Source organism: Streptomyces sp. NPDC046859 (assembly GCF_040645135.1).
In the GTDB taxonomy this organism is placed as follows: domain Bacteria; phylum Actinomycetota; class Actinomycetes; order Streptomycetales; family Streptomycetaceae; genus Streptomyces.
On the sequence record NZ_JBEYXR010000047.1, the window covers coordinates 1 to 23,237 of the forward strand.

Below are 23,237 nucleotides of genomic sequence, written 5' to 3' on the forward strand. Positions count from 1 at the left end.
CAGCGGTTCCAACTTCGGACCACGACGCGGCACCGGCACCCCGGCAGAAGAACTCATACGAGATCTAACGACGGACTACCGGCGCAGGACACTAGCCTCTGGGAGGACTCGATGCCCTTACGGGCGATGCACCGGCGGATACCTCTCCTGCTCAGCCATCGACGCAGGTGGTCGCAGTGATAGCCCTTGTCGGTGTGGAGCTCGGCCGGTCGCCGGCGACACGGGCCGCGGCGGGAGCGGATCGGTGGGACCCTGTTGGAAAGATCGGGCATGGTCGCGGTCAATGCGCTGTCGGCCCTGCTGCGCTCGCTGGAGGCCACCGCCCGTCTCAACGGCGTCGGTCCATCCTCCCTGGAACGGGCAGCTTCCCTCGGTGCAAGGGCGTCGGGCCTCGGCCTCGGGTGCGGGGTGACGGGTCTCGTGCCGCTGGCCAGCGTGACTTGCAGGACGCCGCGAGCCGGTACACGAAGTCCAGTCATCCGCCCCTGAGCACGTCCAGGACGTCAAGGAACTGGTGCACGCGACGGCCGTACAGCACGGCGAGGATCACGATGCCGCAGCCGCCGATGACGTAGGCGTCCGCGCCGTCGGGCAGCGGAAGGAGGGCAACGCCGACGGCGCAGGCCGCCACGAGCACGGCGGCAGCTGCCAGGCGGAGCGGCTCAAGGTCCCGGGCCGGCGTCAGGTCTTCGGGGAAGTGCTGCTCATCGAGAAGTGCACCGATGCGTCCGTTGGCGACGCGCTCAGCGATTGTGGCGAGCAGGGAAGCCAGCGGCGCGAGCGCGGCATCCCCATCGCTGTCGATGCGTGCCTCCGCGCGGCGCAGGGCCGCTACAACGAGGCCTGCGTGACCCTTGAGCCGCTGCCTGCGATGGGACCGCACGGGCAGGCGGCCGCTCGTGCGGTGCAGGCGCATGACCTCGTCTTCGACTCGGGACAGTGCGCGAGCCAGCCGCCGCAGTTCCCTGGGCTGCTTCTGCCACCGCGCCTCCCTAACGCGAGCGCACACGGAGATCGCATTCGCGGTCGCTGATGGAACGGAACCGGGTCGCCATACGGGTTGATTTGGACAGGGACCAGCCGCGCCCTGCCGAGGTCGCGACGGCCAGCACAAGGGGGACGACCCAGAACAGCAGGAAGATCGCCGCCGCCACACACGGCATCAAGATCGAGATGCTCAGCGTCTCCGAAACGGTATCGAAATGCCCGCTCCGCAGGGCTTCCCAACCGTCAACAGGTACCTGAGCGAACGGTTTCAGCGGGGACCACAACCTGCCCTTCACCCACGTTGTAGAGATGGCGTCGACCCACAGCACCGCGACGAGCATGGCAGGAATCTCAACCGCGGCAAGCATCACAGGGGACGCATGGTGCCTCGCCCGGACAGCCACTCGCAATCGCCGGGAGGCCGGCGGAAGCCCTAGCTCACCAAGGTCGCCGTCCAGTCTGGCTATGGCTTCGTTCGCGGCCTTCCGGCTATGTGCTCGCAGCTTCCCCCTCATGCCCCCACTATCTCGCGGCAGAACCATGGGGCGGATGGTGTCAAAGACAAGTGAAACCCGCAGGAACACCGCAACCAGGCCCCCGGAGGTGAGGGGGTCACTCCCCTGCCTGGGCGGGCGTGCAGGCCAGCAGGGCACGGACGGTGCTCTGGGTGGTCCAGTCGCCGTCAAAGAGCGGGGACTGTAAATCGTTGGGTCCGTGCCGTAGTCGGTGGTGACGGAGGGTGTGGTCAGACCAGGAGGATGCGGTGACGGAGGAGGGGGAACCTCGCGCGGCCGTACATCTGGTGCTTGATCAGCTTGGTTTTGTTGTTGACACCTTCGGTGCCGCCGTTGTGGTGCGGCAGGGTGAGGGCGGCGTTGCCGTCGGCGGGATACAGCAGTACGGCGAAGCAGTGGATGAGGTCGGCCCGAGCGGTCATCTCGTGGCAGGCGGTGCGGGCGGCCTCGATGCGTTCCCGCTAGTGGTCCTTGAGGCGGTCGGGGCGGGTGAGCCCCAGGCTTGCGGCGCGGCCGTTCGACGCGGCCACCTCATGCAAGCGTTGCCAGATGCTGGCCTCGTTCCAGTCCCGCAACCTGCGCCAATACGTCATGCCGGAGCCGAAGCCGAGCTCTATGAGGCAGATGCTCCTACTGGATTCCGGTGTGCAGTACATACAGGATCCCGCAGAGCACCTCTTGGTCCCGCAGCGGTCTGCGGCCGGGATACCGGAAGCGCCGCTCGCGCTGCGGCAGCAACGGCGCCAAACCATCCCGTGTTAGCCGCTGTGAAGCGCTCCGCAGTGAACGCGCGCTTGCTGGCCGAGGTCCCCAATCGTGGCCGATGGCGCGCCGGTGGAGTCGGGACCTGCGTCTGTACGGCGTGTCGCGGTTTCCCACGAAATCCGGTGGAGTCTCAGCAGCCGGAAGTGGTTGGGTCCTGCTCAGCTTCGCTGACACAGCCCGGCACAGTGCGAGGCGCAAGGTCCGAATCGCAGGCGCGGTCCAGCCCGCGTCTCATCGAGTGATGGAGATTATCGCGGTGGCTGGTTACGGGGTGCTTTCCGACGTATACGAGTGGCTGATCGGGGACGACAGGTTGACCCCCGCCAAAGCAGCCGCGGTTTACTACAGCGATGTCGTGAGCTCTCTGCCGCCCAACGCGCGCGTCCTCGACTGCGCGTGTGGAACCGGCCAACTCGCCGTCGGTCTCGCGAGTCTTGGCCTTGACGTGGTCGCCGCAGACGCCAGCAATGGGATGGTTCGCCGGACCGAGAAGGCCGCCGACGAGCAGGGTGTCTCGCTTCGAGCCCTCCGCGCGAGCTGGGACGAGCTGCCCCACCACCTGGAGGACTCCACGTTCGATCTGGTGTTCTGCGTCGGCAACTCGCTCGGGCACGCCGAGGGCGCGGCCGGGCGCCTGACCGCACTGGAAGCGATGTCGCGGCTGCTGAATCCGGGCGGACGCCTCGTGCTCACTTCACGCAACTGGGAGCTCGTGCGCTCCGCCGGCTCACGGGTAGACGTCCGCGATCGGCTCATCCGCCGCAACGACCGCGATGCGGTCGTCAGCTACTACTGGCAGATCGAGCAAGGCTGGGAGCAGGAACATTTCCTCGAGATCGTGGTCGCCCAGATCGAGCCGGATGGGGCAGTGCGAGCCTGCTCGGAGCGGTTGTCCATCTGGCCCTACCGGTACGAGGACCTCGTGGCGCAGTTGCGGAATGTCGGGCTCACGGTGCAGTCCACCACCTTCGACCCCGAGAGCGATGGATACCTGGTGGTCGCCAGCCGCGACCAGGCGCGAGGCACGTCTGAGCCGACGCGCTGATCCGCCTTTCGTCGTTGTCGTTGCCGACCTGCCAGCTCGCGACCGCCTGCAGCGGGTTCTTCGCGAGGTGTTCAGCGCTTGAAGCGGTTGCTGCAGGGCGGTCCTCGCCGCGCAGCGTCGGGCAACGCCCGTCCACTCCCGAACAGCGCAGCATGATCCTCATCGACGCCACGAGCGGCGAAGAGGTCGAGTCCGTGGTCGTCGATGCGAGGACGGGCCGTCCCCTCGACGACAGCCACGCCTACGTGTTCGCCGCCAGGTCCGCCATGCGGGCCCGCTACCCCCGCGGCGGTGGGGCCACCGCCGACGGGCCCGCCCCCACCGCGGAGCGCGGTCTCACGAACCGGTCGGCCTGATCATCGCGAACGGCGCGCCTTGCGGGTCGGTGACCACCGTCGTGCGGCCCGCGTACATGTCGAGGGGGGGGACGAGGACGTTGCCGTCGCGGCGGACCAGGGCGTCCACCGTGGAGTCGACGTCGTCGACCGCGAAGTACGTCAGCCAGTGGGCCGGGGTGCCGGGCGGTTCGTCGGCGAGGAGGGTGACACCGCCGACCGTAAGGCCGTCCACGCGCAGCTCCCAGTAGGAGTCGAGGCCCTCCATCGGTGTGGTCTCGATGCCGAACACCTCGCCGTAGAAGGCGGCTGCGGCCTCCACGTTGGTGGTGTGCAGCTCGTTCCAGGTCAGCGCGCCGGGCTCGTTGACCACGCCCGCGCCGGAGAACTCGCCCCGCTGCCAGACGCCGAACACCGCGCCCTGCGGGTCGGTGGCGACCAGCATCCGGCCGAGGTTGCCGACATCCGTCGCGGGGGCGAACGGGTTGCCGCCCGCGGCGATGATCCGGCCCTGGGTCGCGACCGCGTCGCCGGTGGCGAGGTAGAGGGTCCAGACGGTGGGCGGGTCCGGCATGCCCTCCGGGGCCATCGCCCGGCCGATCCCGGCCACAGGCCTGTCGTGCAGCTTGCAGACCGCGTATCCGCCGAACTCGGCTGGACCGGGCGCGCCCTGCCAGCCGAACAGGTCCCGGTAGAAGTCCAGGGCGGCCTGCTGGTCCTGCGCCATCAGGTCGACCCAGCAGGGGGCGCCGGTCGGGTACGGGGTGTTGACGTCGGGCATCGTTGCCTCTCCCTGGTGGTGTGTCCGCGTGGATACCCTTACGCCCCGATACGTCCCCACTCCTGCGACACGCCGCTCGCTTCTCAGTGCGTCGGGGAGGGGAGTGCGGCGTGCCTGGTCGTACAGAGCTGAGTCCGGACTCGCCCGGTCACTCCCCCACGGGCAGGCACTCCGCCAGCAGGCCGACGATGCCAAGCCACACTCGCTGTGCATACCGTGGGTGATGGCCGACGCCGGGGACCACGGGGTGGTCGACCGACGGGTGGTGGAAGGCGTGCCAGGCGCCGCCGTGGACCATGAGGCGCCAGTCGACGCCCGCCGCCCGCATCCCGGCCGTGAACGTCTCCCGTTGTGCGGGCGGCACGATCGGGTCCTCTGACCCTAAACCCCGGTCCACACCGGGCAGCGGATGCGCGCCGCCTCGCCCGGTCGGCCGGTGGTCACAGCATTGACGGTGCCGCCCACGACGGCGCCCACGACGGCCATCTCGGCGACATCGACCGCGACACCCAGCTCTGGGTTCGATGGCCTCACGACCACTACGAGTGCCTCCGGCCGGGCTCGTGCGAAGCCCCCGCCGACGACGACGCGTGCAGCCCTCTTCGCCGGACACGGCCCCGGCCACTCCCGGAAGTGGTGCGACCTCCTGCCCGGCTGACGGGAGGTGGCGCGGGCCCTTCCGAGGCCCGCGCCACCCAGGGGCGGACGAGGTCAGGAACCGACGATCCGGCGCAGGTTCTCGATCGAGCCGGGCTCCTCCTTGAGGTGGCGTTCGCGGTCTGCCAGGAACGCCGCGCCCAGCTCATCACGGCGCTTCATCGCGACGTTCTCGCGGGCGCCGTTGAGGATGGTGCGCTCCTCCTCGTCGGCGTGATGGGTGATGGCCTCCACCAGCTCCTCCAGCTTGGAGTCCCACTCCTCGGAGCCGACCTCGTCGACCTCCAGCAGGCTCAGGAGGGCCTGGTTCCCCTCCTCGTGCTCGTGCTCGCCGTGCTCGACCTCCTCGTCGTCGATGTTCCGGTACCGCTTCAGGGCCGGGTAGACCTCGGCCTCCTCCGCCAGCGCGTGCGCGACCAGCAGATCGGCGAACTCCTTGAGCGCCGCCGCCCGGTCGGCCTCGACGCTGCGCATCAGCCGGAAGAGGTCCTCCATGCGGCGGTGGTCCTGGAGGATGAGTTCGACGACGTCCCGGGTTTCGGCCATGAGGGGCACCATTCTCTCGTGCGAAGTATGCGAAGTGTTCGGGTGCCCACCGTCTACCCCCACTCTGCGCGGGGATGACTCGCCAAACGGGCGGGATCAGCTCCGGCTTCGCGGGGCCAGGGGGCCTTCGTCATTCCCGGCAGGAAGTCGTTGAAGAGTTCGCGGACCTCCAGGACCAGCGGGCGGGACGCGGAAGCGGGACAGGGCCACGCCGCGGGCGGTGAGGCGGGCGCCGCGCCGGGCCAAGCGGTAGCTGCGCTCGCGGTTCTCGGTGCGGTCGAAGACCCAGCACGCTATGACCGACCTCATGGCCCGCCGCCTCACCAGCGAGAACACCATCTCCCGGCGCGACCCGACACCACAGACCAAACCCTAGATTGCGGGACGAAACAGTCGGGAGAAAACGACCTATTGGCCCTCCGGCAGCTCCCATGAGGCGAACCAGTGGGGAAACGGTCCGGCGGAGGGCGGGAAGGCGAACGGCGGGGTGCGGTCGGTGAGCAGGCGCAGCACGAACTCGCCGGTGCCGCAGTCGAAGCGCTGCCACTCACCGTCCAGGTACTGCACCAGAACCGGCCAGTGGTCGGGATCGGCCGGTCCGGTCAGCCAGTGGAAGGTCAGCTCCTGCTCGGAGGTCCCCCACATGAGCACGCCGCCGGGCGCGGGATGGACCGGGTATGGCCGGTGCAGGTCGGCGTACCGCGCCATGTTCTGGCCCCAGGAGACTAGATCCGTGCCCGGCCCACCCGGCACCAGCAGGTCCAGGTACTCGTCGAAGCTGCCCGCGCCGAAGGCGTCGACGATGTCCTTGTAGTCACCGGGCAGCGCGGTGCCCAGCGCCGCCTCCGCCGCGGCCCAGTCGACGCCGCACCGATCGGGCTCCGTCCACCCGGTGGCCTCCCGCAGCAACGCCACCCACCCGACCCCGGGCGGGCGGGTGAACGCGCGCCGGGCGAGGATCACGACGCGGCGCGGGCCGTCGGCGGTGGCCGTCACGCCGTATCCCAACCAGTGCCCGGCCAGCACCCACCCGCGCAGCTCCAGCAGCCCACCCTCCCCGCCGATGGGGAGCCCGCCCTCCCCGCCCACCGGCGGACCGTCGGGCACCCCTGCCGCCCTACCCCCGACGACCCAGGCACGTACCGGCAGACCAGCCCCGTCAACCACGTCCGCAGCGACGCGCTCCAGCTCGGCCAGATCCTCCGCGTCACTGGGCACACAGACATGCCCTGCCCCATGAATGGGTAGCGGGCAGTGCAATTCGGGCGCGCGCCAGGCGTCGTTCAGACGGGCGCGCAGAGCTGAGGCGTCCACGCGGGCAAGTGAACAGCACGGCGCTGACATTGGGCCTTTGCAACCTGCATCAGCTGTACACCGTTGGGCTGCCAACAGGATGAAGCCCCCAGTAGGCGGCTTTTCAACCAAGATCACCAGCCTGTCAGGAGCTTCCGCGTGCTGGTCTACCCGTCCGGTATCGACCTCTCCAGCCGCTCTCTACAACACCTATCCGATCTCCTCGCAGGCCACCGTCGACGGATCGGCTCCCGCCGGCATCGTCTGACCTGTGGCCGGCAGGCCGCGCTCGTGCCCACCTGCGATACGGCGACACCTACGCCCGCCTCGCAGCAGGTTTCCGCGTCGGAAGGAATCGACCTCTGTGAGCGCTGGGGCGTCGAGCGCGAGATCTACACGAACGTGACCCCGACCATCTACGGGGGCGGGGAAGTCCTCACCGCGCAGTCCGAGGACCACCTGCGGATGCGGAAGCAGTTCACCGGCTGCAACGCCGGACACACCTTCTTCCACATGGACCCGCACGGCATGGTGTCCGTCCGTATGGCATCGAGGCGTTGACGCTGGGGGCCACTGAGGTAACGGAGGCTGATGGAGCGTGACGATAACGGTAGTAGTGAACCAGCTCCAAGCGGACGCCTTCACCGACTTGTTCGATGAGCCGCTGGGCACTCCCCCGCCGGCATCGCAGGCCAGATGGATCTTGCTGGTCAAACCGCCGTGCGAACGTCCGAGGGCCCGGCGCCCCCGATTCGGGCACCGGCAGTGTGCTGGTGAGCGCGCACGATGACGCCGCGTGCAGTCCGTACCACCAGCACGCCAGCAGCGGTGAGCGGCGGTGCCGGCAAGCACACCCGGGAACCGTATGTGCCGGTTTCGGGTCACTTCGAGGGTTGGTCACCGTGGTCGTCGTGGAGCGCGTTGCGACGTTCCTGTTCGCGCTTGGAGAAGGCGGCTGCCCGGACCGCCTCGTCACTCTCGAAGCCTGATCCCAGCGCGCCGCCCACCGTGGCGATCGAAGCGACGAACCAGGCCAGTGTCCAGTACTCCGTGGCGTGCAGCGGGGTCCGTGTTGTGGAGGCGAAGACGCGGTCGCTGAGGATGAACAGGGCATACACCAAGTTGATGAGGAGCAAGCCTACGTAGCAGACGATCACCCCGATACCCACGGTCATGACCGTCGAGGCGTTGTAGAGGCTCGTCCTCTTCTTCTCCTCCGGCGAGGCGTCTGTTGGTCGATGCCACAGGTTCGCATCCACGATCAGCCAGCCGATCATCAGCGTGACAGACCCGACTATGGCGATCACGAGACGCGGCGTGCTCAGGGCCTCGGACAGGCTCCAGATGGTGGAGTTCACGGTGGCGATGGCTCCCGTGGCGAGTGCGGCCGCCAAGGCTTTCGACAGGCCCGGCACCAACCGCCACGGCCGGTTGGCGCGGACCATACCGGCGAGCACCCTCAGGTAACCGCGCGGCCCGCTGACGACGTACCGCTGATCAGAGATCTCGTCCTCACCGACCGGACCCGGGTGAACAGGCGCGAGACGGCTGACGAAGCGCCCCAGCGGCTGATGCCGCGGCGGTTCCTCAGCTCTCGTGGCTCGCGGCTTCGCCAAGCTGAGCACGGCTTCTTCCACCGCCCGCGTGGCTCTCTTCTGAAGACGCAGGCCCCCCAGCGGAGGAAGTGACAGCAGCGCCAAGCCGTGTTCATGGCTCAGATCCACAACGAGCTTGTGCCCGTGTGAGTGCAGCGGAAGGTCGGTGAGGGCCACGACGATGTCCCAGTTCTCCGCACGCCTGCGGTCCATGATCCGGCGCATCAAGGTGGCCAGGTCCTCGGTCCCCGCGGTGAAGGGCTCACTGACCACCTCCACACTGAACCGTCGTCCCTGACCCGACTTCTGGGCGAGTCGAGCCGGAAGTACCCGAGCCATGTGCTGCGCGATCTCCGTCGGCGCGTCCGGATCCGCCAGGAGAGCCACGACCGTAACGCTCTGCGACGACACCCGTATCACCGGACCCTTCTCATCGGCTGCCCCGGCGCTCACCAGTGCCCACAGGATGCCCCCGAGACCACGTCGGCGCCCCATGACACGCTGGCCCCCATCGGCAGGCAGACAAAGACGCATTCCCTCGTCTCAGAAATCGTTCGCTTTCCGAAGTTCGTGATGGGGTCTCTGCAGGTCAGGAATGAGAAGGCAGTTGTAGCGGGAGTCTCGGGTCCGTTGCCGGCCGAGATGTCGTGGAGGCGACAGGTGCCATCGAACGACCAGACCGTCAAGCCGGCGTGGAGGGCTGGGCCGACAAGAGTTACCTGCGAACAGTGACGCGCAGCCGCGCGGGTCGTGGACCACGTTCCCAGTTGGGCTGAGAGCAGTCACCGCCGTTCGAAGCCGCGGGTGGGCGGACCACGCCGAGTGGCGACGCTCCCGGACACCATGTCGCCGAACAAGATTCCCAGGGACCTGGCCGGCGCCCCGTCGCCCTCCTGCGCCGGGAGTGACGGGACCGCCACCGCATGGGCGGCGGCGGTCCCTCGTTCCGCGTCGCTGCTCCAGGGGGGCGCGGGAGGCTACGCGGGGATCACGTGCAGGGTCAGGTTCGCGCCGTACTCGCCGGTCAGCGCGAACAGCCGGGTGCCGTCCGGCGACCAGGTCAAGCCGTGCGGCCGCAGGGACCGGCCGCTGCCCGGTTCCAAGTCGACGATCCGGGACGGGGTGTCGACACCGGTCTGGAAGAGGTAGACGTCCTGCCCGTACGAGTTGTCGATGCCCGCCGCGACCTCACCCTTCACGGACACCGCAGCCGCATTCGGATAGGAAGTGGTGGGATACGTGTGCGCGACGGAGAGGTCGCTCAGCCGGAACGCCAGGTGGTGGTAGGGGTAGCCGCCGACGATGAAGAGGGTGGCGGCGTCGGGGGATAGCGCGAGGTCGTTGATGGTGCTCACCCCACCGGGGTTGTCCTGGCTCGTGCGGACGACAGGGGTTCCCGTGCTGACGTCGTAGACCGTCACGTTCGACGAGGACAGGTACTGCTCGGCGGCGATGACCACACCCGATGCCGCCGGTGAGGACAGCAGCATCGGCGGCCCGGCCCAGGTGCCCCAGGGCACCAGACCGAGGCGGACGGTGGGTCGGGTGCCGCTGAGGTCGAGTGAGCCGATGTTGCTGTCCCAGTCGGATCCGTAGCTGAACCAAAGGGTGTTGCCCGCGAGAGCCAGCCGCAGCGGCGCGGTTCCGTCGCCGGTGGCGTAGCGGGCCTTCTCCCGGTAGGTGCCGGTGTCGACGGCGGCGATTGCGTCGCCGCCGCTGAGCGCCACGTACAGCGTGCGTGAGTCGGGGGACAGCACCAGGTCCGCCGCGCCCGGCTTGTTCTTGAGGGTTCGCAGGAGCCTGCCGTCGAAGTCCGTGACGAGCACGGAACTCGTGACGATGTCGGCGATGTAGAGCCTGCGGTGCACGGCGTCCACGGCCATGTCCGCGTGATAGGAGATCGGAAGTGCCGTGGAGGTCGGCTCGGTCAGCGGCTTGGCCGCCGCGGCAGTGCTCGTACCCAACAGCGGCAGCAACAGCAGGATCAGTACACCGACGGCGGCGCGAAGGCCGGGTCTTCTCATCAGATGGTCGTCCTCATCGATCGGGGTGCCAAAAGAGGCAGGCGAACAGGAGCAGGACACCTGCGACGGATGCCCCTCCCTGTAGTGACCATGCACACCAGATCGAACAATTCCGCGACGGTGTCTAACAGTTGACGTCCCATTGAGTTCAGCGGCATCGGCCGCCCTGGAGCACGGCGGTGAGCACGGGTAGTTGTTGCCCGCGTCCAGCACCATGGAATTGATTGGGACTCAAGATTCGCCACGCCCCCCAGGGCGGCAGATGGAGGAACCGCCGCACAAGCCCACGACCACACCGACAGCCAGACCCCAGCTCGGGCGCCGTCATACCCGCACCCAGCCAACCGGGGTGTATACGCTGACCTGCTGAGGATCCCCCGACACCGAAGGCTCGTTGTTCTGGTGCATCGACACCGGGGCCCGGTCCTGCGAATTCGACCTCCCCCGCCGCAGCCGTCAGCCGTCAGCCGTCAGCCGTCAGCCGTCAGCCGTCAGCCGTCAGCCAGGCGTTCTGAAAATCTGCGCGGTGCCTACCCCTATCTGCCGCCGGACGCCGAAGAGGACGGCCCGGCTACAGCGGCCAGACCATCCACTCACCGCCGGCCGACGAGCCGAGGCGGTTCGCCCACCGGCTCCACGGCAAGGGCACGCGTGATCCCGGACCAGGCCCAACGGCCGTGCCGGTACGACCAGTTCCCGTGCCTCGGCTTCCTCCACGCCGGTTGCAGCCCCGCCTCTGAAGGACGGCACGGCGGTCCTTGTGAGCTGCGCGAGCATGGACGCCCCGTCCGCCGCGCTCCGAAGACCTTTGGCCGCCTCACCGTCAGGGACTCCTGTCCAGGAGCCGACGGATCAGGTCGTACATCATGCCCATCTCAACGCAGGCGAGGAACGGCCACACGAACGCCGGCCCAATGTTCCCGGTCCCCAGCGCGATCCCGAACCAGCCACCGCCACCGGCGACTCCGATACCGGTGGCCCTGGGCACGGGGCGTCCACACGGCCACCTGCCTCCGACGCCGGCCGCACTCGGCCAATGACCCGTGGGCCGAATGCCTCACGGCCGGGCCAGCGTCGGGTTCACGGTCGTACACGCCGTCCCCGGACCGCGTCCGGACCTCTTCGCCGCGATCCCGCGCCTCGCCCGTCTGATGCGTGCGACGCTTCGTGGGCGTGCCGATCTCCTTCATCGCGCTCGTGACGATGTTCGTACCTGGGACTGACCGCAGACCCACCCGCTGTCACGGTGGCCCTGGAAAACATGGAACGGCTGCGCCTCAGAGATCCTCGCTCACGTCCGTCCCACCCTTCGTACCGCTCCCGGCATCGCCGCTCCTGCTGGCCTCCACGCGGCGCTTCAACGTACCCAGGGCCGTCGCCGAGCCGGGATGTGCGCCCCTCTCCGGACCGCCCGAGTGCAGAGGGCTGCGCCCGGACGAGGCACCCCCGGCCGTAGCGGGCCGGGACGTCCGGCGCGGCCGAGAGAGCCCCTGCCCGCCGTTGCTGGTCCGGCGCGTGATCAGGCTGGCGCAAGTCAGGGCGAGACCTCCGGTGACGCCGGCCAGCAGACCAGCTCCCGCGGCCACACCTTCGTATACCTGAAAGGTGACGAGCGTGACCCCTAGAGCCACCATCGCGCTCCTCCCTCACCCGAACGGCCCGACCGAGACCTAAAGTGTTCGCGTGACCGAGCAGAACCCCGAACTCATCGCAGGCCGGTACGAACTGATCGAACGCATCGGCCAGGGCGGCATGGGCCGCGTCTGGCGTGCCCAGGACCGGCAGCTCTTCGGACGCGAGGTCGCCGTCAAGGAGATCCTCTTCCCTCCGGGGATGGACGACGACGAGCGGGCCACGCTCGTCGGACGCTTCACCGGTGAGGCCCGTGCCGCGGTCGTTCTCAGCCACCCGGGGATCATCACGATCCATGACGTGGTGGAGCACCGCGGTGCCCCCGTCATCGTCATGGAGTTCGTCCGCGGTGCGTCGCTGGCCGCCGCCATCCGCACACAGGGCCGGCTGCCCGTGCGGCGGGTGGCCGAGATCGGCGCGACCGTCCTCGACGCCCTGACCGAGGCACACAGGTCGCGGATCGTCCACCGTGACATCAAGCCGGACAACGTGCTCCTGACCAAGGACCGGGTCGTCCTCACCGACTTCGGCATCGCGCACCTCGCGGACGCCACGACGAAGCTCAGCCGCAGCGGAATCGTCATCGGCACACCGCAGTACATGCCCCCGGAGCAGCTCGAGGGGAAGCGGCCGACTCCCGCCAACGACCTGTGGGCGCTGGGCGCCACGCTGTACCACGCCGTCGAGGGGCAGCCTCCGTTCGACGCGGACGGGTTGCACGCCCTGGCCGTGGCCGTGTTCACCCGCCCGCACCGACCACCGGTGCACGCCGGACCGCTCGCGCCGGTGCTGGACGCGCTGCTCGTCAAGGATCCCGAGCAGCGGGTGGGTGCCGCCGAGGCCGGCCGGATGCTGGCGTCGGTGCTCCGCTCCCTCCCGGCCGCCGAGGAGGCGGACGAGCGTGGTCGCGCACCCGAAGCGGAACGGGTCGCCGAGGCGGATCCGGCGCTCCCCACCGAACCCTCCCCACCCTCCGCCCCCTCGGCCCCGCGGGTTCCCACGGTCCCGGACCCCGGGTCGACACCGGTCGATCCCCGGCGTCCGAGCCCCGACCGCCCGAGCAGTCCCCCGCCGGTCCCGAACCGCCCGACCAGTCCCCCGCCGGTCCCGGACCGCCCGACCAGTCCGCCGCCCGTGCCGGGACCCGTACCTCCTCCGCCCACGGAGGACCTGGTGTCGCTGAAGGCGACCGTCACGGCGGAAGCGGGAGACCGGAGGGCCGGACGGGCACGTGTCCTCACCCGGCGCTCCGTGATCCTGGGCGCGGCTCTGGCCACGCTCGCGGCCGGTTCCGCAGTGACCTGGACCTTGTCCGGCGACAACGAGAAGCCGCACGGCGGCGGTGCGGCCGGGAGCGGTGCCGAGGGTTCCGCCGTCACCGTCGCGATCGGTGTGGACGCACCGCTCACGGGCGCGCTGGCGGAGCTGGGCCTCGGTGTGCGCAACTCCGCCGACCTCGCCGTCCGGACGGCGAACGAGAAGAAGGTCGTCCCCGGTGTGCGCTTCGAGATCAAGGCGGTGGACGACTCGGGCGACCCCGCCAAGGGCGCGACGAACGCCGTGGGCTTCGTGTCCGACGCGAAGGTGCTCGGCGTGGTCGGCCCCGTGAGTTCCAGCGTGGCGGAGTCGATGGTGCCGCCCCTGGCCGAGGCCGGTCTCGTCAACGTCTCGCCGGCCAACACCAGCCCCGTCCTGACGCTGGGCCCCGACTGGGCCTCCGGTAGCAAGTCCCGTCCGCACGACACCTACTTCCGCACTCTGACGAGCGACGCGGACCAGGGGCCTTTCGCCGCGCGATATCTGCGGAACGACGCGGGGAAGGGCAAGCTGTACGTCGTCGACGACCGGACCACCTACGGCACCGCACTCGTCTCCGGGTTCACGGCCGAGTTCGAGAAGCTCGGCGGGAGCGTCGTGGGCCGGGAGCACGTCGACACCGACCAGAGGGGGTTCTCCGGCCTCGTGGCGAAGGTCCGGGCCTCGGGCGCCGACGCGGTCTTCTTCGGCGGCTACTACGACACCGCCGGGGCGCTCTCCCGGCAGCTCGGTCAAGCCGGGGTCGACGTCCCCCTGATGGGCGGCGACGGCATCTACGACCAGCAGTACCTCACCTCCGGACCGGAGGTCGACGGAGACCTCGCCGTGCACATCGGCGTGCCCGCCGAACAGCAGGCGAAGGGGGCGGACTTCCTCGCCCGGTACCGCAAGGCGGGGTATGCCGAGACAGCCGGCTGGTACGGGCCGTACGCCTACGACGCCGCCTGGAGCATCATCGAGGCCGTCAAGGCCCTGGTGAAGGCCAACGACGGCACTCTGCCCGGGGACGCGCGGGCGAGGATGCCCGAGGCCGTGTCGCGGCTCACCTTCGACGGAGTCACGGGCCGGGTCGCCTTCGACGGTTACGGCGACACCCGCAACCGGCGCCTGACGGTGATCTCGGTCGAATCCGGGCGGTGGACCAGCGTGACCAGCGGCCCCGCGGCTCCGTGACACCGAGCCGATGAAGGGCCGGTGCCGAACGGCGGATGATGGTGATACCTCCACCCCCCATTGCAGGGATGGCCGCCATCTGCCACCGGAAAATCATCCGGATACGTCATGTTCTCCGGAGTGAAGCCCGGTGGCGGCGGCGCCCAGGTCCTCACGGGTGTGGCGGGATAGGTCGGTACCCTTGGGAATTACTGTCGCAACAGGCTGTTGGTGTTCTCGTTCGAGCCGCGTTGCCAGGGGCTGGCCGGGTCGCAGAATTAGACTGGGATGTCCGTGGTGACGGTGAAGGCGCGGTGGGAGGCCATCTCGATGCCCTGGTCCCAGGTCAGAGACCGCATCAGGTGGGGCGGGAGGGTCTGGGCGGTCGCGGTGAGCGCGTTGCGGACAGCAGCGGCACCGTGGTCGCGTGGGAGGTGCATGAGCATCAGGTGGCGGGTGCTGCGTTCGACCAGGGTGCCGAGGGCGGAGCCGTTGTTCCTGCCGACGATCAGGTCGCCTTCCCGGTGGCCGGGGACAGCCCGGTCGGCGGCCTCGGCGGGCCGTTCGCTGATCATGACCATGGGGTGCGCGAACCGCGATCGGCGGGCCGCCGAGTGCCGGTGCGGGCGGCGTATCGCGCGTCCGGTCCGCAGGGCCCGGGTCAGCTCGCGCCTCACATCCCCGCGCGGCCTTGGTCGTAAAGCGCCTGGTAGACCGTCTCGGGGACCACGTGCATCTCCGGCTGGTCGGGGAAGCGTGCCCCTAGAGCCGTGGCAGATCAACGGGTTCCTCAGGGCGAGCCGGGGGTTCGGGTGCTTGCCAGGGCAGCCCCGTGTCCACGATGGGCGGGGGCTACCCTGTACCTCCCGGATGCCTGCCGGCCGTAGAGCCAACGCTTGCCGGTGCGGCGGTTGATGCCGATGATCCGGTAGGCTTCCGTGTTCCCTATTCCAAGATCCCGAGGCGGGGGTATCCCTCCCGCTCAGGGTCCAACCTCCTGGGCCCTGAGGCCGCCGATCCTTCCGGATCTCGAAGTCCATCGCACGCCCTGAACCAGGGCGTTGCGACGACCACTAGAACGGAAGCGTGCCGGTGGGGTTTCACTGTGTGCCGTGGGTCCGTGAATTAGTGGTCCGAGTAGCTGAAGTCGCCCACGGTCCAGGCACTGACGTCCTCGATCGCGACGCGGTACATCCCCCCTGTCTCCGGGATCCCCACCGTACCCTGCAGGATCCGGGCGACGTGGAAATGCAGATGCGCGGGCGGTCCGTCCTCCCTCGCGGGGTTGTCGAAGGCGGCGGAGAACTCGCCCAGATCGGCGGAGTCCGTCAGCACCTCCGAGACCCTCTGCCTCCACATGGCTTCCGGAGCCAGCCGACCGGTGATGACAGCACCACTGGTGACCACGGTCAGGGACATCTGATTGCTCTGCCCGGACTCCACAAGGGCAGCTATCGCAACGAGCAGTTCGTCAAGCTTCGGCATGGGATCGGATTCTATGCACCGGCCCGCGCGGGCGGCTTGGAGGATGGCGCAACCGGGCGAGACTGCGCATCGCGGCCCGCGCGCGTGAGCTCGTCGACCAGGGCACCCCGATCGAGGCCGCATGCCGGATCATCATCCTCGAATACCAGCTCGAAGAAGCCCAGCGCATCGACGCCGAATACCGGCGCACCGGCGGATCGTCCAGTCCGTCGGCCGCAGCCTGAGGTGATCGGGCCCGCCGGTGTCGGCGGACTGTCACGCTCGCGCGTGGCCCGGCTGCGGCGCGCAGAGATTGTGCTCGTGTCCGCACGGCTCCACCGTCAGTAGACGGCGAGGGAGATGGCGATGTAGTGCGCGGTGAAGCGTCCCTCAAGGACCGCCTCACCCTCGCCTCCGAAGGCGTGGTCACGGTGGTGGCGATCGTCGACGCGGACACCGGCGCCCTCGCCGAGGCCCCCGACTTCCTGGCCCGCGGCTTCGTCCATGACGACACCACCTTCGAGCCGGTCATCCCCGTCATCGAGAAGACACTGGCCACCGCGGCCCAGGACGGGGACGCGCGCCAACTCGAACAGCTCATCGCCCGCGCCGTGGCGAACTGGACGTTCCGCACCCACCGCCGCAAGCCGCTCATCATCCCCATCATCGACGCCTGAGCCACCGCCCGGGCAGGCGTCCGGGGGCGGACGCCGATGTGCGCGAGGTGAAACCCGGCGACGAGTCGGTCCTGATGTCCAGCCTCATCACCGCCCACCGCGTCGGCCCGTGCGGCCCGTTGGCGAGCGCTGCGCCGGGCATCCCGCAGCTGACCTGCCGCCCGAGCAGCAAGATGACGGCCACGGGCATCGGAAACGCGGACAGCCCGGTGTACCGGCCAAAGGAGGAGAGAAAGTCCGTCAGACATGACGCTCATTTGACGTTCCGGCCACCTCACAGCCCGCGCCCAAGGCAGGAAAACCCCATGTGGCCTGCAGATTCTCCCGTCCTCACACCTTGTGACGTTTCCGATGACGCATCACGTGGAGTGCGTGGCGATTCTGGAGCCTGCGGACAAGGGCGCCTGACCTCGGGTTCGTGAGCCAGGCGCTTGTAACAATCAGGCGGCGACGAGCTCCTGCTCATGGTCCGGCGTCTTGACCTCGGGCTTCTTGTTCGGCAGCGAGAGCCGGAAGACCTTGCGCCACGCGGAGAACACCTGTTTGGGAAGCGGTCCGGTGACGTACTCCAGCTCATACTTTTCGAACAGCGCGCGTACCTTCACAGCGACCTCGGCGTACCGGTTGCTCGGCAGGTCCGGGAACAGGTGGTGCTCGATCTGGTGCGACAGATTGCCTGTCATGAAGTGCATGGCCCTGCTGCCGCTGATGTTCGCCGAGCCCATCATCTGGCGCAGGTACCACTGGCCGCGCGTCTCGCCCTTGATCGACCGGCGCTCGAAGACCCGCACGCCCTCGGGGAAGTGCCCGCACATGATCACGGAGTGGGACCAGATGTTGCGGACCAGGTTCGCGGTGAACGTGGCGGCGAGCGTGGGGAGGAACGACGGGCCCGACAGCAGCGGGTGGATCACGTAGTCCTTGAGCACCTGTTTGCGGATCTTGCGGCCCACGGCCTTGGCCCGCGCGCGGAACTCCGGGTTCTTGCGGCGGCGCTTGTTCAGGTTCTTGCCGAGCTCCAGGTCGTACGCTGCGATGCCGTACTCGAAGAAGCAGGCGTTGATGAAGTTCCACAGCGGCTGGCCGAGGTGGAACGGGTGCCACTTCTGGTCCTCGTCGACGCGCATGATGCCGTAGCCGAGGTCGTTGTCCTTGCCGATCACGTTGGTGTACGTGTGGTGCAGCTCGTTGTGCGAGTGCTTCCACTGGTCGGCCGGCGAGACGTGATCCCATTCCCAGGTGGTGGAGTGGATCTTCGGGTCCCGCATCCAGTCCCACTGGCCGTGCAGGATGTTGTGGCCGATCTCCATGTTGTCCATGATCTTCGCCACGGACAGACCGGCGGTGCCGAGCAGCCACGCGGGTGGGAAGATCGAGAACAGCAGCACGCCCCTGCTGACCAGCTCGAGCTTGCGCTGCGCCGAGATGACCTTGCGGATGTAGGCGGCGTCCTTCTCGCCGCGGCCGGCGATCACCTCGTCGCGGATCGCGTCCAGCTCGCGGCCGAGCTCCTCGATCTGCTCCGCGGTCAGGTGGGCGGTGGGGTCGATTGCGGTCAAGGTGTTCCTACCGTTCGATGTCGCAGGGGCCCGCCGCGGCGGACACGCAGGTCTGGATGAGGACGCCCGGCTCGGCCTCGGTGATCTCGCCGGTGCGCAGGTCGCGGACGGCGCCCGCCTTGAGCGGCGTGACGCAGCCGAAGCAGATGCCCATGCGGCACCCGGAGGGCATGAGCACGCCGGCCTCCTCGCCGACGTCCAGCAACGGCGTGGCGCCGCCCGCGTCGACGGTCTTGCCGGTGGCGCTGAACGTGACCTCGCCGCCCTCGCCGGCGACGACGATGCCGGGGCGGAAGCGTTCGGTGTGCAGGCGCTCCGGGACGCCGTGCTCGCTCCAGTGCTTCTCGGCGGCGTCGAGCAGGCCCACGGGCCCGCAGGCCCAGGTCTCGCGCTCGGCCCAGTCGGGCACGAGTTCGTCGAGACGGGCGACGTCGAGCATGCCGTCTGTGTCGGTGTGCACCTCGATGAGCCGCAGCTTGTTGTCCGCGACCAGCTCGTGCAGTTCGTTGCGGAAGATCACATCCTGCGGCCGTGGCGCGCAGTGGACCATGACGACGTCGTCGAACTCGATGTCGCGCAGCATGCCCATCACGGGCGTGATGCCGCTGCCGGCCGTCAGGTAGAGCACCTTGGCGGGCTTGGCCTGCGGCAGCACGAAGTCACCAGTCGCCTGGTCGAGCTGGATCAACGTGCCTGATTTCGCCCTGCGGACCAGGTGGTTGCTGACCTTGCCGTCCGGGATCGCCTTCACGGTGATCGTGACGCGGCCGTCCTGACGGTTCGTCGGCGAGGTGATGGAGTAGGCACGCCACAGGCGCACCCCGTCGACGTCGACCCCGATCCGCACGTACTGACCGGCTGTGTGGCCGCGCCAGCCCCGTCCCGGCCTGATCACGACAGTCGCGGCGTCATCCGTCTCGGGGTGCACGGCCTCGATGCGCCCCCGCAAGTCAGCGCCCGCACGAAGTGGGCTGACCAGGTCGAGGTAGTCCGACGGCAGCAGCGGCGTCGTGACCATCTCCAGCAGTTTCCACGCCCTGCCGCGGAGGGTTGCACTCGTCATGACTCCAGCTTGCTGCGTCTCAGGGCGTAAAGTCCTGACCGTAGGACGTGAATCTGGTGGGTTGAATTGTTCGCAGGGAATAAAAACGTGAGTCGCGTAACCCAGAGGGCCAGCGAACTGGCCCTGGATGAGACGACGGTCACCGCACTGAGGGCCGCGCTGAAGACCACCGCCGACGAGGTCGTCCAGGCGATCATCGACGAGGTCCCTTCCTACGCCAACGCCCTGTCGGGCCACATGGGCGGCACCATCCGCCGAGCCGTTCGCACCGCTCTGGGGCACTACCTGGACCTCGCGAGCGGGAACGCCACGGGCGGCGACGGCGGTGACGCGGCCTACGAGCTGGGCCGCGGCGAGGTGCGCGACGGCCGTTCGATGGACGCCCTGCTCAGCGCCTACCGCGTCGGCGCCCGCGTGGCCTGGCGATGCCTGGCAGCGGGTGCCGTGTCCGCAGGTCTGCCCGCCGCCGAAGTGGCCAAGTTTGCCGAGCTGACCTTCGCCTACATCGACGAGCTCTCCGCCGCGAGCGCCGCGGGCCACGCCGACGAACTGGCCGCCCGGGGCAGGGCCCACGAGCGCCACCTGGAACACCTGGCCCGCGACCTCCTCGCCGGCGCGAGCCCGGACGTGTCGCTGGCCTCTGCTCAACGGGCCGGGTGGCAGCCTCCGGATTCGCTGACGGCGGTCCTGCTGCCCGCCGCCCAGGCCCGGCCTGCCTACCGCGCGCTCGACCCGAGCACCCTCGTCCTCGATGATTTGCCGGACGCCACCGGTGTGCTGCTCGTCCCCGATGCCGACCGATCACATCTCCTGCGGCAGCTGACCGACCGCACCGCCGTGGTCGGCCCCGCCCGGCCATGGACCCGTGCGTCCGCCTCGTACGCAAGAGCCCTACGCGCGCGCTCCCTCTCCTCTGATATCCGCGACACCGAGGACCACCTGCCCGAGCTGGTGCTGAGCGCCGACGTTGACGCGTACGCGGACCTGCGTGCCCGAGCCCTCGCACCGTTGCGCACCTTGCCTGTCGCGACCGCACGGCGGCTGGAGGAGACGTTGCGGGCGTGGCTGCTGCACCAGGGCAGGCGGGACGAGGTGGCGGCGGCGTTGTTCGTCCATCCCCAGACAGTCCGATACCGGATGTCGCAGCTGCGGGAGCTGTTTCCGGATCTCGCATCGCCACACCGGGTCCTTGAACTGACGCTGGCGGTCGGTCTTCGGGCCAGTTGACGCGTACTTGGACCATCCACGAACTCCCGGCGGATCCTGGCATCGTGCTCGGTGTCTACCTGGACGTCCTTGCAGCCGGGACGGTTCGGGTGAGCGACGCGACCAAGGTGCAGCAGGTCGGCTGACAGGGGGCGTTCCACCATGAGTCGCCCATCTGCCGATCCGTCAGGCCCGCGTCTCGCACGACCAGCCACACCCGGTCGCGGCTCAGCGAGAGTTGGCCGAGGAGGACGCCGGTCGCGTCGAGCAGGATGATGGGGAAGGCTGGAGCGACCGGGTTGAAAGGGCGGACTGTCGGCCGTGACGCCCCTTTGACTCCCTGGGCACCCACGTGCATGGCGACGGGCCAGGAAATGGGGCCTCACCTCGAGTTTTCCGAAGATCGCTCAGGTCGACACCTTTCCGATGACCCACCAGGTCGGTGTGCCGCGATCGAACCGGTCGCGAAGAGCTCCTGAACTGCGATTGTGGGCGCACAATGTGCGGTGCGGGCGTTCAGTGGGTGGGACCGTAAGGGCTCCAGTGCCCGAGGAAGGGTTTCAGGTTGACTCGACGCCGACCTCGCACGGGCCGACCAGCACGAAGTCGACAGCATCCCAAGCTCGGCACGGACGTGGTCCGCGGTGGTGGGGGCTGATCGAGCCGAAGCGGCTGGCGGACGGGGCTGTGACACCGCCGCCGAAGGCCGCCAGCAGCGCCAGGGCGACGGGGTGGTCGGGCACGCGCACGGCCACCGTCTCCAAGCCACCGGTCGCTTCCAGGGGCACCCGGGGACCGCGCCGCAGGACCAGCGTCAGTGGCCCCGGCCAGAAGTGTTCGGCCAGCAGGCGGGCCGTCGCCATGCGCGCGACGGCGACGGGGTCCTCGGCATTGGCGCCCAGACCGTCGACCGTCTCGGTCGGGAGGGCCACCAGCCCGCCCGTACGCAGCACACCAGCCGCCTTCTCAATGTCACTGGTTCTTGCCGTCACGCCGGCCATCCTCCCGCTGCTCTGCTCCCCCCCATTCCGCACAGCCCCGTCCACGCTCGTGGAGCGACGACCCATCGGGCGGCATCGCAGGCGACGCGAGCGACGGCGTACTCCGTTCCGGCGACGAAGCGCATCATGGGACCGAACACCGGGGCGGCCAGCGAACCAGCGAGGTACAGGCCAGGCACGGATGTTTGAAAAGTCCTGGTCAGGTGAGGTGTCTTGGAGCCCGGCACGCGGACGATGCCGCGCCGTAGCGCTGGGGCGAGAAAGCAAAGCGCGTCGATGTCGAGGCGGTAGCCGGTGGCGGCCAGCACATGGTCGACGGCCAGACTCTCCGAACCGCCCGGGCCGGTGAGTTCCACCCGGGCGGTGGAGCCGGATGCCTCGGCGCGAGTGACACGGCACGAGGTGCGCACCGGCACGACATCCTCGACCCGGTCGCGCAGCCACCAGCCGCCCCAAGGCCCCAGCGCCCGGCGGAACAGCAGCAGCCGGGCAGCAGCGGGCAGCAGCCGCACCCAGCCCGGTGCCCGGCAGACCGCGCCGAGCGTCCACCCCGTCCCCAGGGGCGAAGCAGGCTGCGCGAGCCGCTGCAGCCAGGGCCGGCCGAGCCGCCGAACCGAGCCCCACCGAACGCCCTGCTCCCGCACCAGCACCTCGATGTGGGCTCCGGCCTCGTGCAGCAGCGCGGCGCTCTCCAGCGCGGACTGGCCTGCCTCGACGACCGCGATTCGTTGTCCGGCATACCGCGACAGATCGCTGTGGTGCTGGTGTGCGACACCAAGACACCGGCTCCCGGCCCTTCCGGCGCGAGGCGCAGCAACTCCTGCGGTATACACGCCAGTCCGTTCAACCCGGTCGCCACCACAACGGCCGCCGCCGTCAACTGCCGGCCGTCGTCGAGTCCCACAAGGAACCCGGAAGTGTTTGGGCCGCGGTCGACGCTGACGACCCTGGCCGGTTCCACCTCACCGACGTACCGCTTCTGGAACCACTGTAAATACGCCGCCAGGATCTCCAGCAGATCACGCTCGGTGGCTTGGGAACGCTGGTATTCGGTGCCGTAGGCCAGGCAGACGCGGGCCGCGTCAGCCAGAGCCCAGGGCGTGTATTTCACCGACGGGCTCTTCAGCCAGGGCTGTGGCCGCTCCGGAGGGCTGTAGCGTGCCGCCGCTGCGGCGATCAGCGGCAGCAGTGAGCTGGGGGGTGCCGCCGGATGCGCTGGCGGTATTCGTCCTCCGTCACCAGCCGGTCGTAGAGGTATGCAGCCATCCCGCCATGATCCTCGCCGCGAAGGGATTCTTCGAGGGGTTTGCCCTCAGTCGGTGCAGAGCGGGGTTATCCCACAACGCAGGCCACTTTGGGATGGATGATCGCGGGTCAGCCCGCGCGGGCGCGGACCCGGTCGAGACCGCCCAACAGGCGGCGTGGAGGTTCTCCTGTCCCCGTGCGCGCAGTGTCGCTATGTCCGGCGCATCGCAGCGTTCAGTACTGCTCGGTCTCTACGAACCCGGCGTCCGCGTCGTCGTCCACGCCGAAGGCGTCCGCGGCGGCGGTCGGGTCGAATCCGGGCGGGCTGTCCTTGAGGGCCAGGCCCATGCCGGCCAGCTTCGCCTTGACCTCGTCGAT

16 protein-coding genes and 11 pseudogenes are annotated in these 23,237 nt (G+C 69.1%); 8 read left to right on the forward strand and 19 right to left on the reverse strand.

What is annotated here, in order from left to right; genetic code table 11:
* Positions 1 to 92: 92 nt before the first annotated feature.
* The 5 genes and pseudogenes from ABZ899_RS35825 to ABZ899_RS35845 form a co-directional block, all read right to left on the reverse strand.
* A pseudogene (locus tag ABZ899_RS35825) lies at positions 93 to 218 on the reverse strand (IS5/IS1182 family transposase); the annotation flags it as partial.
* A gap of 257 nt (positions 219 to 475) precedes the next feature.
* Positions 476 to 916 (reverse strand): hypothetical protein, encoded by a 441-nt coding sequence (locus tag ABZ899_RS35830; protein ID WP_361354936.1) that lies wholly within the window; start codon positions 914 to 916, stop codon positions 476 to 478.
* Positions 917 to 992: 76 nt separating this feature from the next.
* Positions 993 to 1,328 carry a hypothetical protein gene (locus ABZ899_RS35835; protein ID WP_361354939.1) on the reverse strand — a complete coding sequence of 112 codons (336 nt, stop codon included), beginning with the start codon at positions 1,326 to 1,328 and terminating at the stop codon, positions 993 to 995.
* A 404-nt stretch (positions 1,329 to 1,732) separates the two neighbouring features.
* A pseudogene (locus ABZ899_RS35840) lies at positions 1,733 to 1,864 on the reverse strand (transposase); the annotation flags it as partial.
* A gap of 165 nt (positions 1,865 to 2,029) precedes the next feature.
* A pseudogene (locus tag ABZ899_RS35845) lies at positions 2,030 to 2,285 on the reverse strand (transposase); the annotation flags it as partial.
* 223 nt (positions 2,286 to 2,508) lie between these two features.
* On the opposite strand from ABZ899_RS35845, the gene ABZ899_RS35850 reads away from it, so the two are divergent.
* Positions 2,509 to 3,312, forward strand: a complete 804-nt coding sequence (locus tag ABZ899_RS35850) for a class I SAM-dependent methyltransferase (protein ID WP_361354941.1) — start codon at positions 2,509 to 2,511, stop codon at positions 3,310 to 3,312.
* Positions 3,313 to 3,449: 137 nt separating this feature from the next.
* Positions 3,450 to 3,668: pseudogene (locus ABZ899_RS35855) on the forward strand (hypothetical protein); the annotation flags it as partial.
* On the opposite strand, the gene ABZ899_RS35860 reads toward ABZ899_RS35855, so the two are convergent.
* The 5 genes and pseudogenes from ABZ899_RS35860 to ABZ899_RS35880 all read right to left on the reverse strand — a co-directional run bounded on the left by ABZ899_RS35860 (position 3,649) and on the right by ABZ899_RS35880 (position 6,738).
* On the reverse strand, positions 3,649 to 4,428 hold the full coding sequence (locus ABZ899_RS35860) for a VOC family protein (protein WP_361354944.1): 780 nt from the start codon (positions 4,426 to 4,428) through the stop codon (positions 3,649 to 3,651). The pseudogene ABZ899_RS35855 and the gene ABZ899_RS35860 sit on opposite strands and share 20 nt — an antisense overlap.
* Positions 4,429 to 4,576: 148 nt before the next feature.
* Positions 4,577 to 4,887: pseudogene (locus ABZ899_RS35865) on the reverse strand (dienelactone hydrolase family protein); the annotation flags it as partial.
* A gap of 252 nt (positions 4,888 to 5,139) precedes the next feature.
* The gene (locus ABZ899_RS35870) at positions 5,140 to 5,631 is read right to left on the reverse strand and encodes a hemerythrin domain-containing protein (protein ID WP_361354948.1); all 492 of its coding nucleotides are present in this window, start codon (positions 5,629 to 5,631) and stop codon (positions 5,140 to 5,142) included.
* A 53-nt stretch (positions 5,632 to 5,684) separates the two neighbouring features.
* Positions 5,685 to 5,931 (reverse strand): annotated as a pseudogene (locus tag ABZ899_RS35875) (hypothetical protein); the annotation flags it as partial.
* A 108-nt stretch (positions 5,932 to 6,039) separates the two neighbouring features.
* Positions 6,040 to 6,738: a hypothetical protein gene (locus tag ABZ899_RS35880; protein WP_361354951.1), complete on the reverse strand. Its 699-nt coding sequence runs from the start codon at positions 6,736 to 6,738 to the stop codon at positions 6,040 to 6,042.
* A gap of 345 nt (positions 6,739 to 7,083) precedes the next feature.
* Here ABZ899_RS35880 and ABZ899_RS35885 point away from each other — a divergent pair.
* Positions 7,084 to 7,274: pseudogene (locus ABZ899_RS35885) on the forward strand (IS5/IS1182 family transposase); the annotation flags it as partial.
* Positions 7,275 to 7,326: 52 nt separating this feature from the next.
* Entirely contained in the window at positions 7,327 to 7,485 is a 159-nt protein-coding gene (locus tag ABZ899_RS35890; RefSeq protein ID WP_361354954.1) for a hypothetical protein, read from the forward strand.
* A gap of 320 nt (positions 7,486 to 7,805) precedes the next feature.
* On the opposite strand, the gene ABZ899_RS35895 is transcribed toward ABZ899_RS35890, so the two are convergent.
* Together ABZ899_RS35895 and ABZ899_RS35900 are read right to left on the reverse strand one after the other, a co-directional pair.
* Positions 7,806 to 8,906 (reverse strand): hypothetical protein, encoded by a 1,101-nt coding sequence (locus ABZ899_RS35895; RefSeq protein WP_361354957.1) that lies wholly within the window; start codon positions 8,904 to 8,906, stop codon positions 7,806 to 7,808.
* Positions 8,907 to 9,496: 590 nt separating this feature from the next.
* Positions 9,497 to 10,543 (reverse strand): hypothetical protein, encoded by a 1,047-nt coding sequence (locus ABZ899_RS35900; RefSeq protein WP_361354959.1) that lies wholly within the window; start codon positions 10,541 to 10,543, stop codon positions 9,497 to 9,499.
* 1,683 nt (positions 10,544 to 12,226) lie between these two features.
* On the opposite strand from ABZ899_RS35900, the gene ABZ899_RS35905 reads away from it, so the two are divergent.
* Positions 12,227 to 14,665, forward strand: coding sequence for a bifunctional serine/threonine-protein kinase/ABC transporter substrate-binding protein (locus ABZ899_RS35905; RefSeq protein WP_361354962.1), 2,439 nt, complete (start codon positions 12,227 to 12,229; stop codon positions 14,663 to 14,665).
* A 144-nt stretch (positions 14,666 to 14,809) separates the two neighbouring features.
* On the opposite strand, the pseudogene ABZ899_RS35910 reads toward ABZ899_RS35905, so the two are convergent.
* Positions 14,810 to 15,383: pseudogene (locus tag ABZ899_RS35910) on the reverse strand (IS30 family transposase); the annotation flags it as partial.
* Positions 15,384 to 15,769: 386 nt separating this feature from the next.
* Positions 15,770 to 16,129, reverse strand: coding sequence for a hypothetical protein (locus ABZ899_RS35915; protein WP_361354965.1), 360 nt, complete (start codon positions 16,127 to 16,129; stop codon positions 15,770 to 15,772).
* Here ABZ899_RS35915 and ABZ899_RS35920 point away from each other — a divergent pair.
* Positions 16,081 to 16,353: pseudogene (locus ABZ899_RS35920) on the forward strand (hypothetical protein); the annotation flags it as partial. The gene ABZ899_RS35915 and the pseudogene ABZ899_RS35920 sit on opposite strands and share 49 nt — an antisense overlap.
* A 135-nt stretch (positions 16,354 to 16,488) precedes the next feature.
* Positions 16,489 to 16,785: pseudogene (locus tag ABZ899_RS35925) on the forward strand (RNase J family beta-CASP ribonuclease); the annotation flags it as partial.
* A 440-nt stretch (positions 16,786 to 17,225) separates the two neighbouring features.
* Here ABZ899_RS35925 and ABZ899_RS35930 read toward each other — a convergent pair.
* Together ABZ899_RS35930 and ABZ899_RS35935 are read right to left on the reverse strand one after the other, a co-directional pair.
* Positions 17,226 to 18,344, reverse strand: coding sequence for an acyl-CoA desaturase (locus ABZ899_RS35930; protein ID WP_361354967.1), 1,119 nt, complete (start codon positions 18,342 to 18,344; stop codon positions 17,226 to 17,228).
* Positions 18,345 to 18,351: 7 nt separating this feature from the next.
* Positions 18,352 to 19,407, reverse strand: coding sequence for a ferredoxin reductase (locus ABZ899_RS35935; RefSeq protein WP_361354970.1), 1,056 nt, complete (start codon positions 19,405 to 19,407; stop codon positions 18,352 to 18,354).
* Between the two features lie 87 nt (positions 19,408 to 19,494).
* Here ABZ899_RS35935 and ABZ899_RS35940 point away from each other — a divergent pair, with 87 nt between their 5' ends.
* Positions 19,495 to 20,634 carry a helix-turn-helix domain-containing protein gene (locus tag ABZ899_RS35940; protein WP_361354972.1) on the forward strand — a complete coding sequence of 380 codons (1,140 nt, stop codon included), beginning with the start codon at positions 19,495 to 19,497 and terminating at the stop codon, positions 20,632 to 20,634.
* Positions 20,635 to 21,173: 539 nt separating this feature from the next.
* On the opposite strand, the gene ABZ899_RS35945 is transcribed toward ABZ899_RS35940, so the two are convergent.
* The 3 genes and pseudogenes from ABZ899_RS35945 to ABZ899_RS35955 all read right to left on the reverse strand — a co-directional run.
* Positions 21,174 to 21,605 carry an L-threonylcarbamoyladenylate synthase gene (locus ABZ899_RS35945; protein WP_361354975.1) on the reverse strand — a complete coding sequence of 144 codons (432 nt, stop codon included), beginning with the start codon at positions 21,603 to 21,605 and terminating at the stop codon, positions 21,174 to 21,176.
* Positions 21,602 to 22,447 (reverse strand): FAD-dependent oxidoreductase, encoded by an 846-nt coding sequence (locus tag ABZ899_RS35950; protein ID WP_361354978.1) that lies wholly within the window; start codon positions 22,445 to 22,447, stop codon positions 21,602 to 21,604. The genes ABZ899_RS35945 and ABZ899_RS35950 overlap by 4 nt, the downstream gene beginning before the upstream one ends.
* A gap of 646 nt (positions 22,448 to 23,093) precedes the next feature.
* Positions 23,094 to 23,237 (reverse strand): annotated as a pseudogene (locus ABZ899_RS35955) (DNA-directed RNA polymerase subunit alpha); the annotation flags it as partial.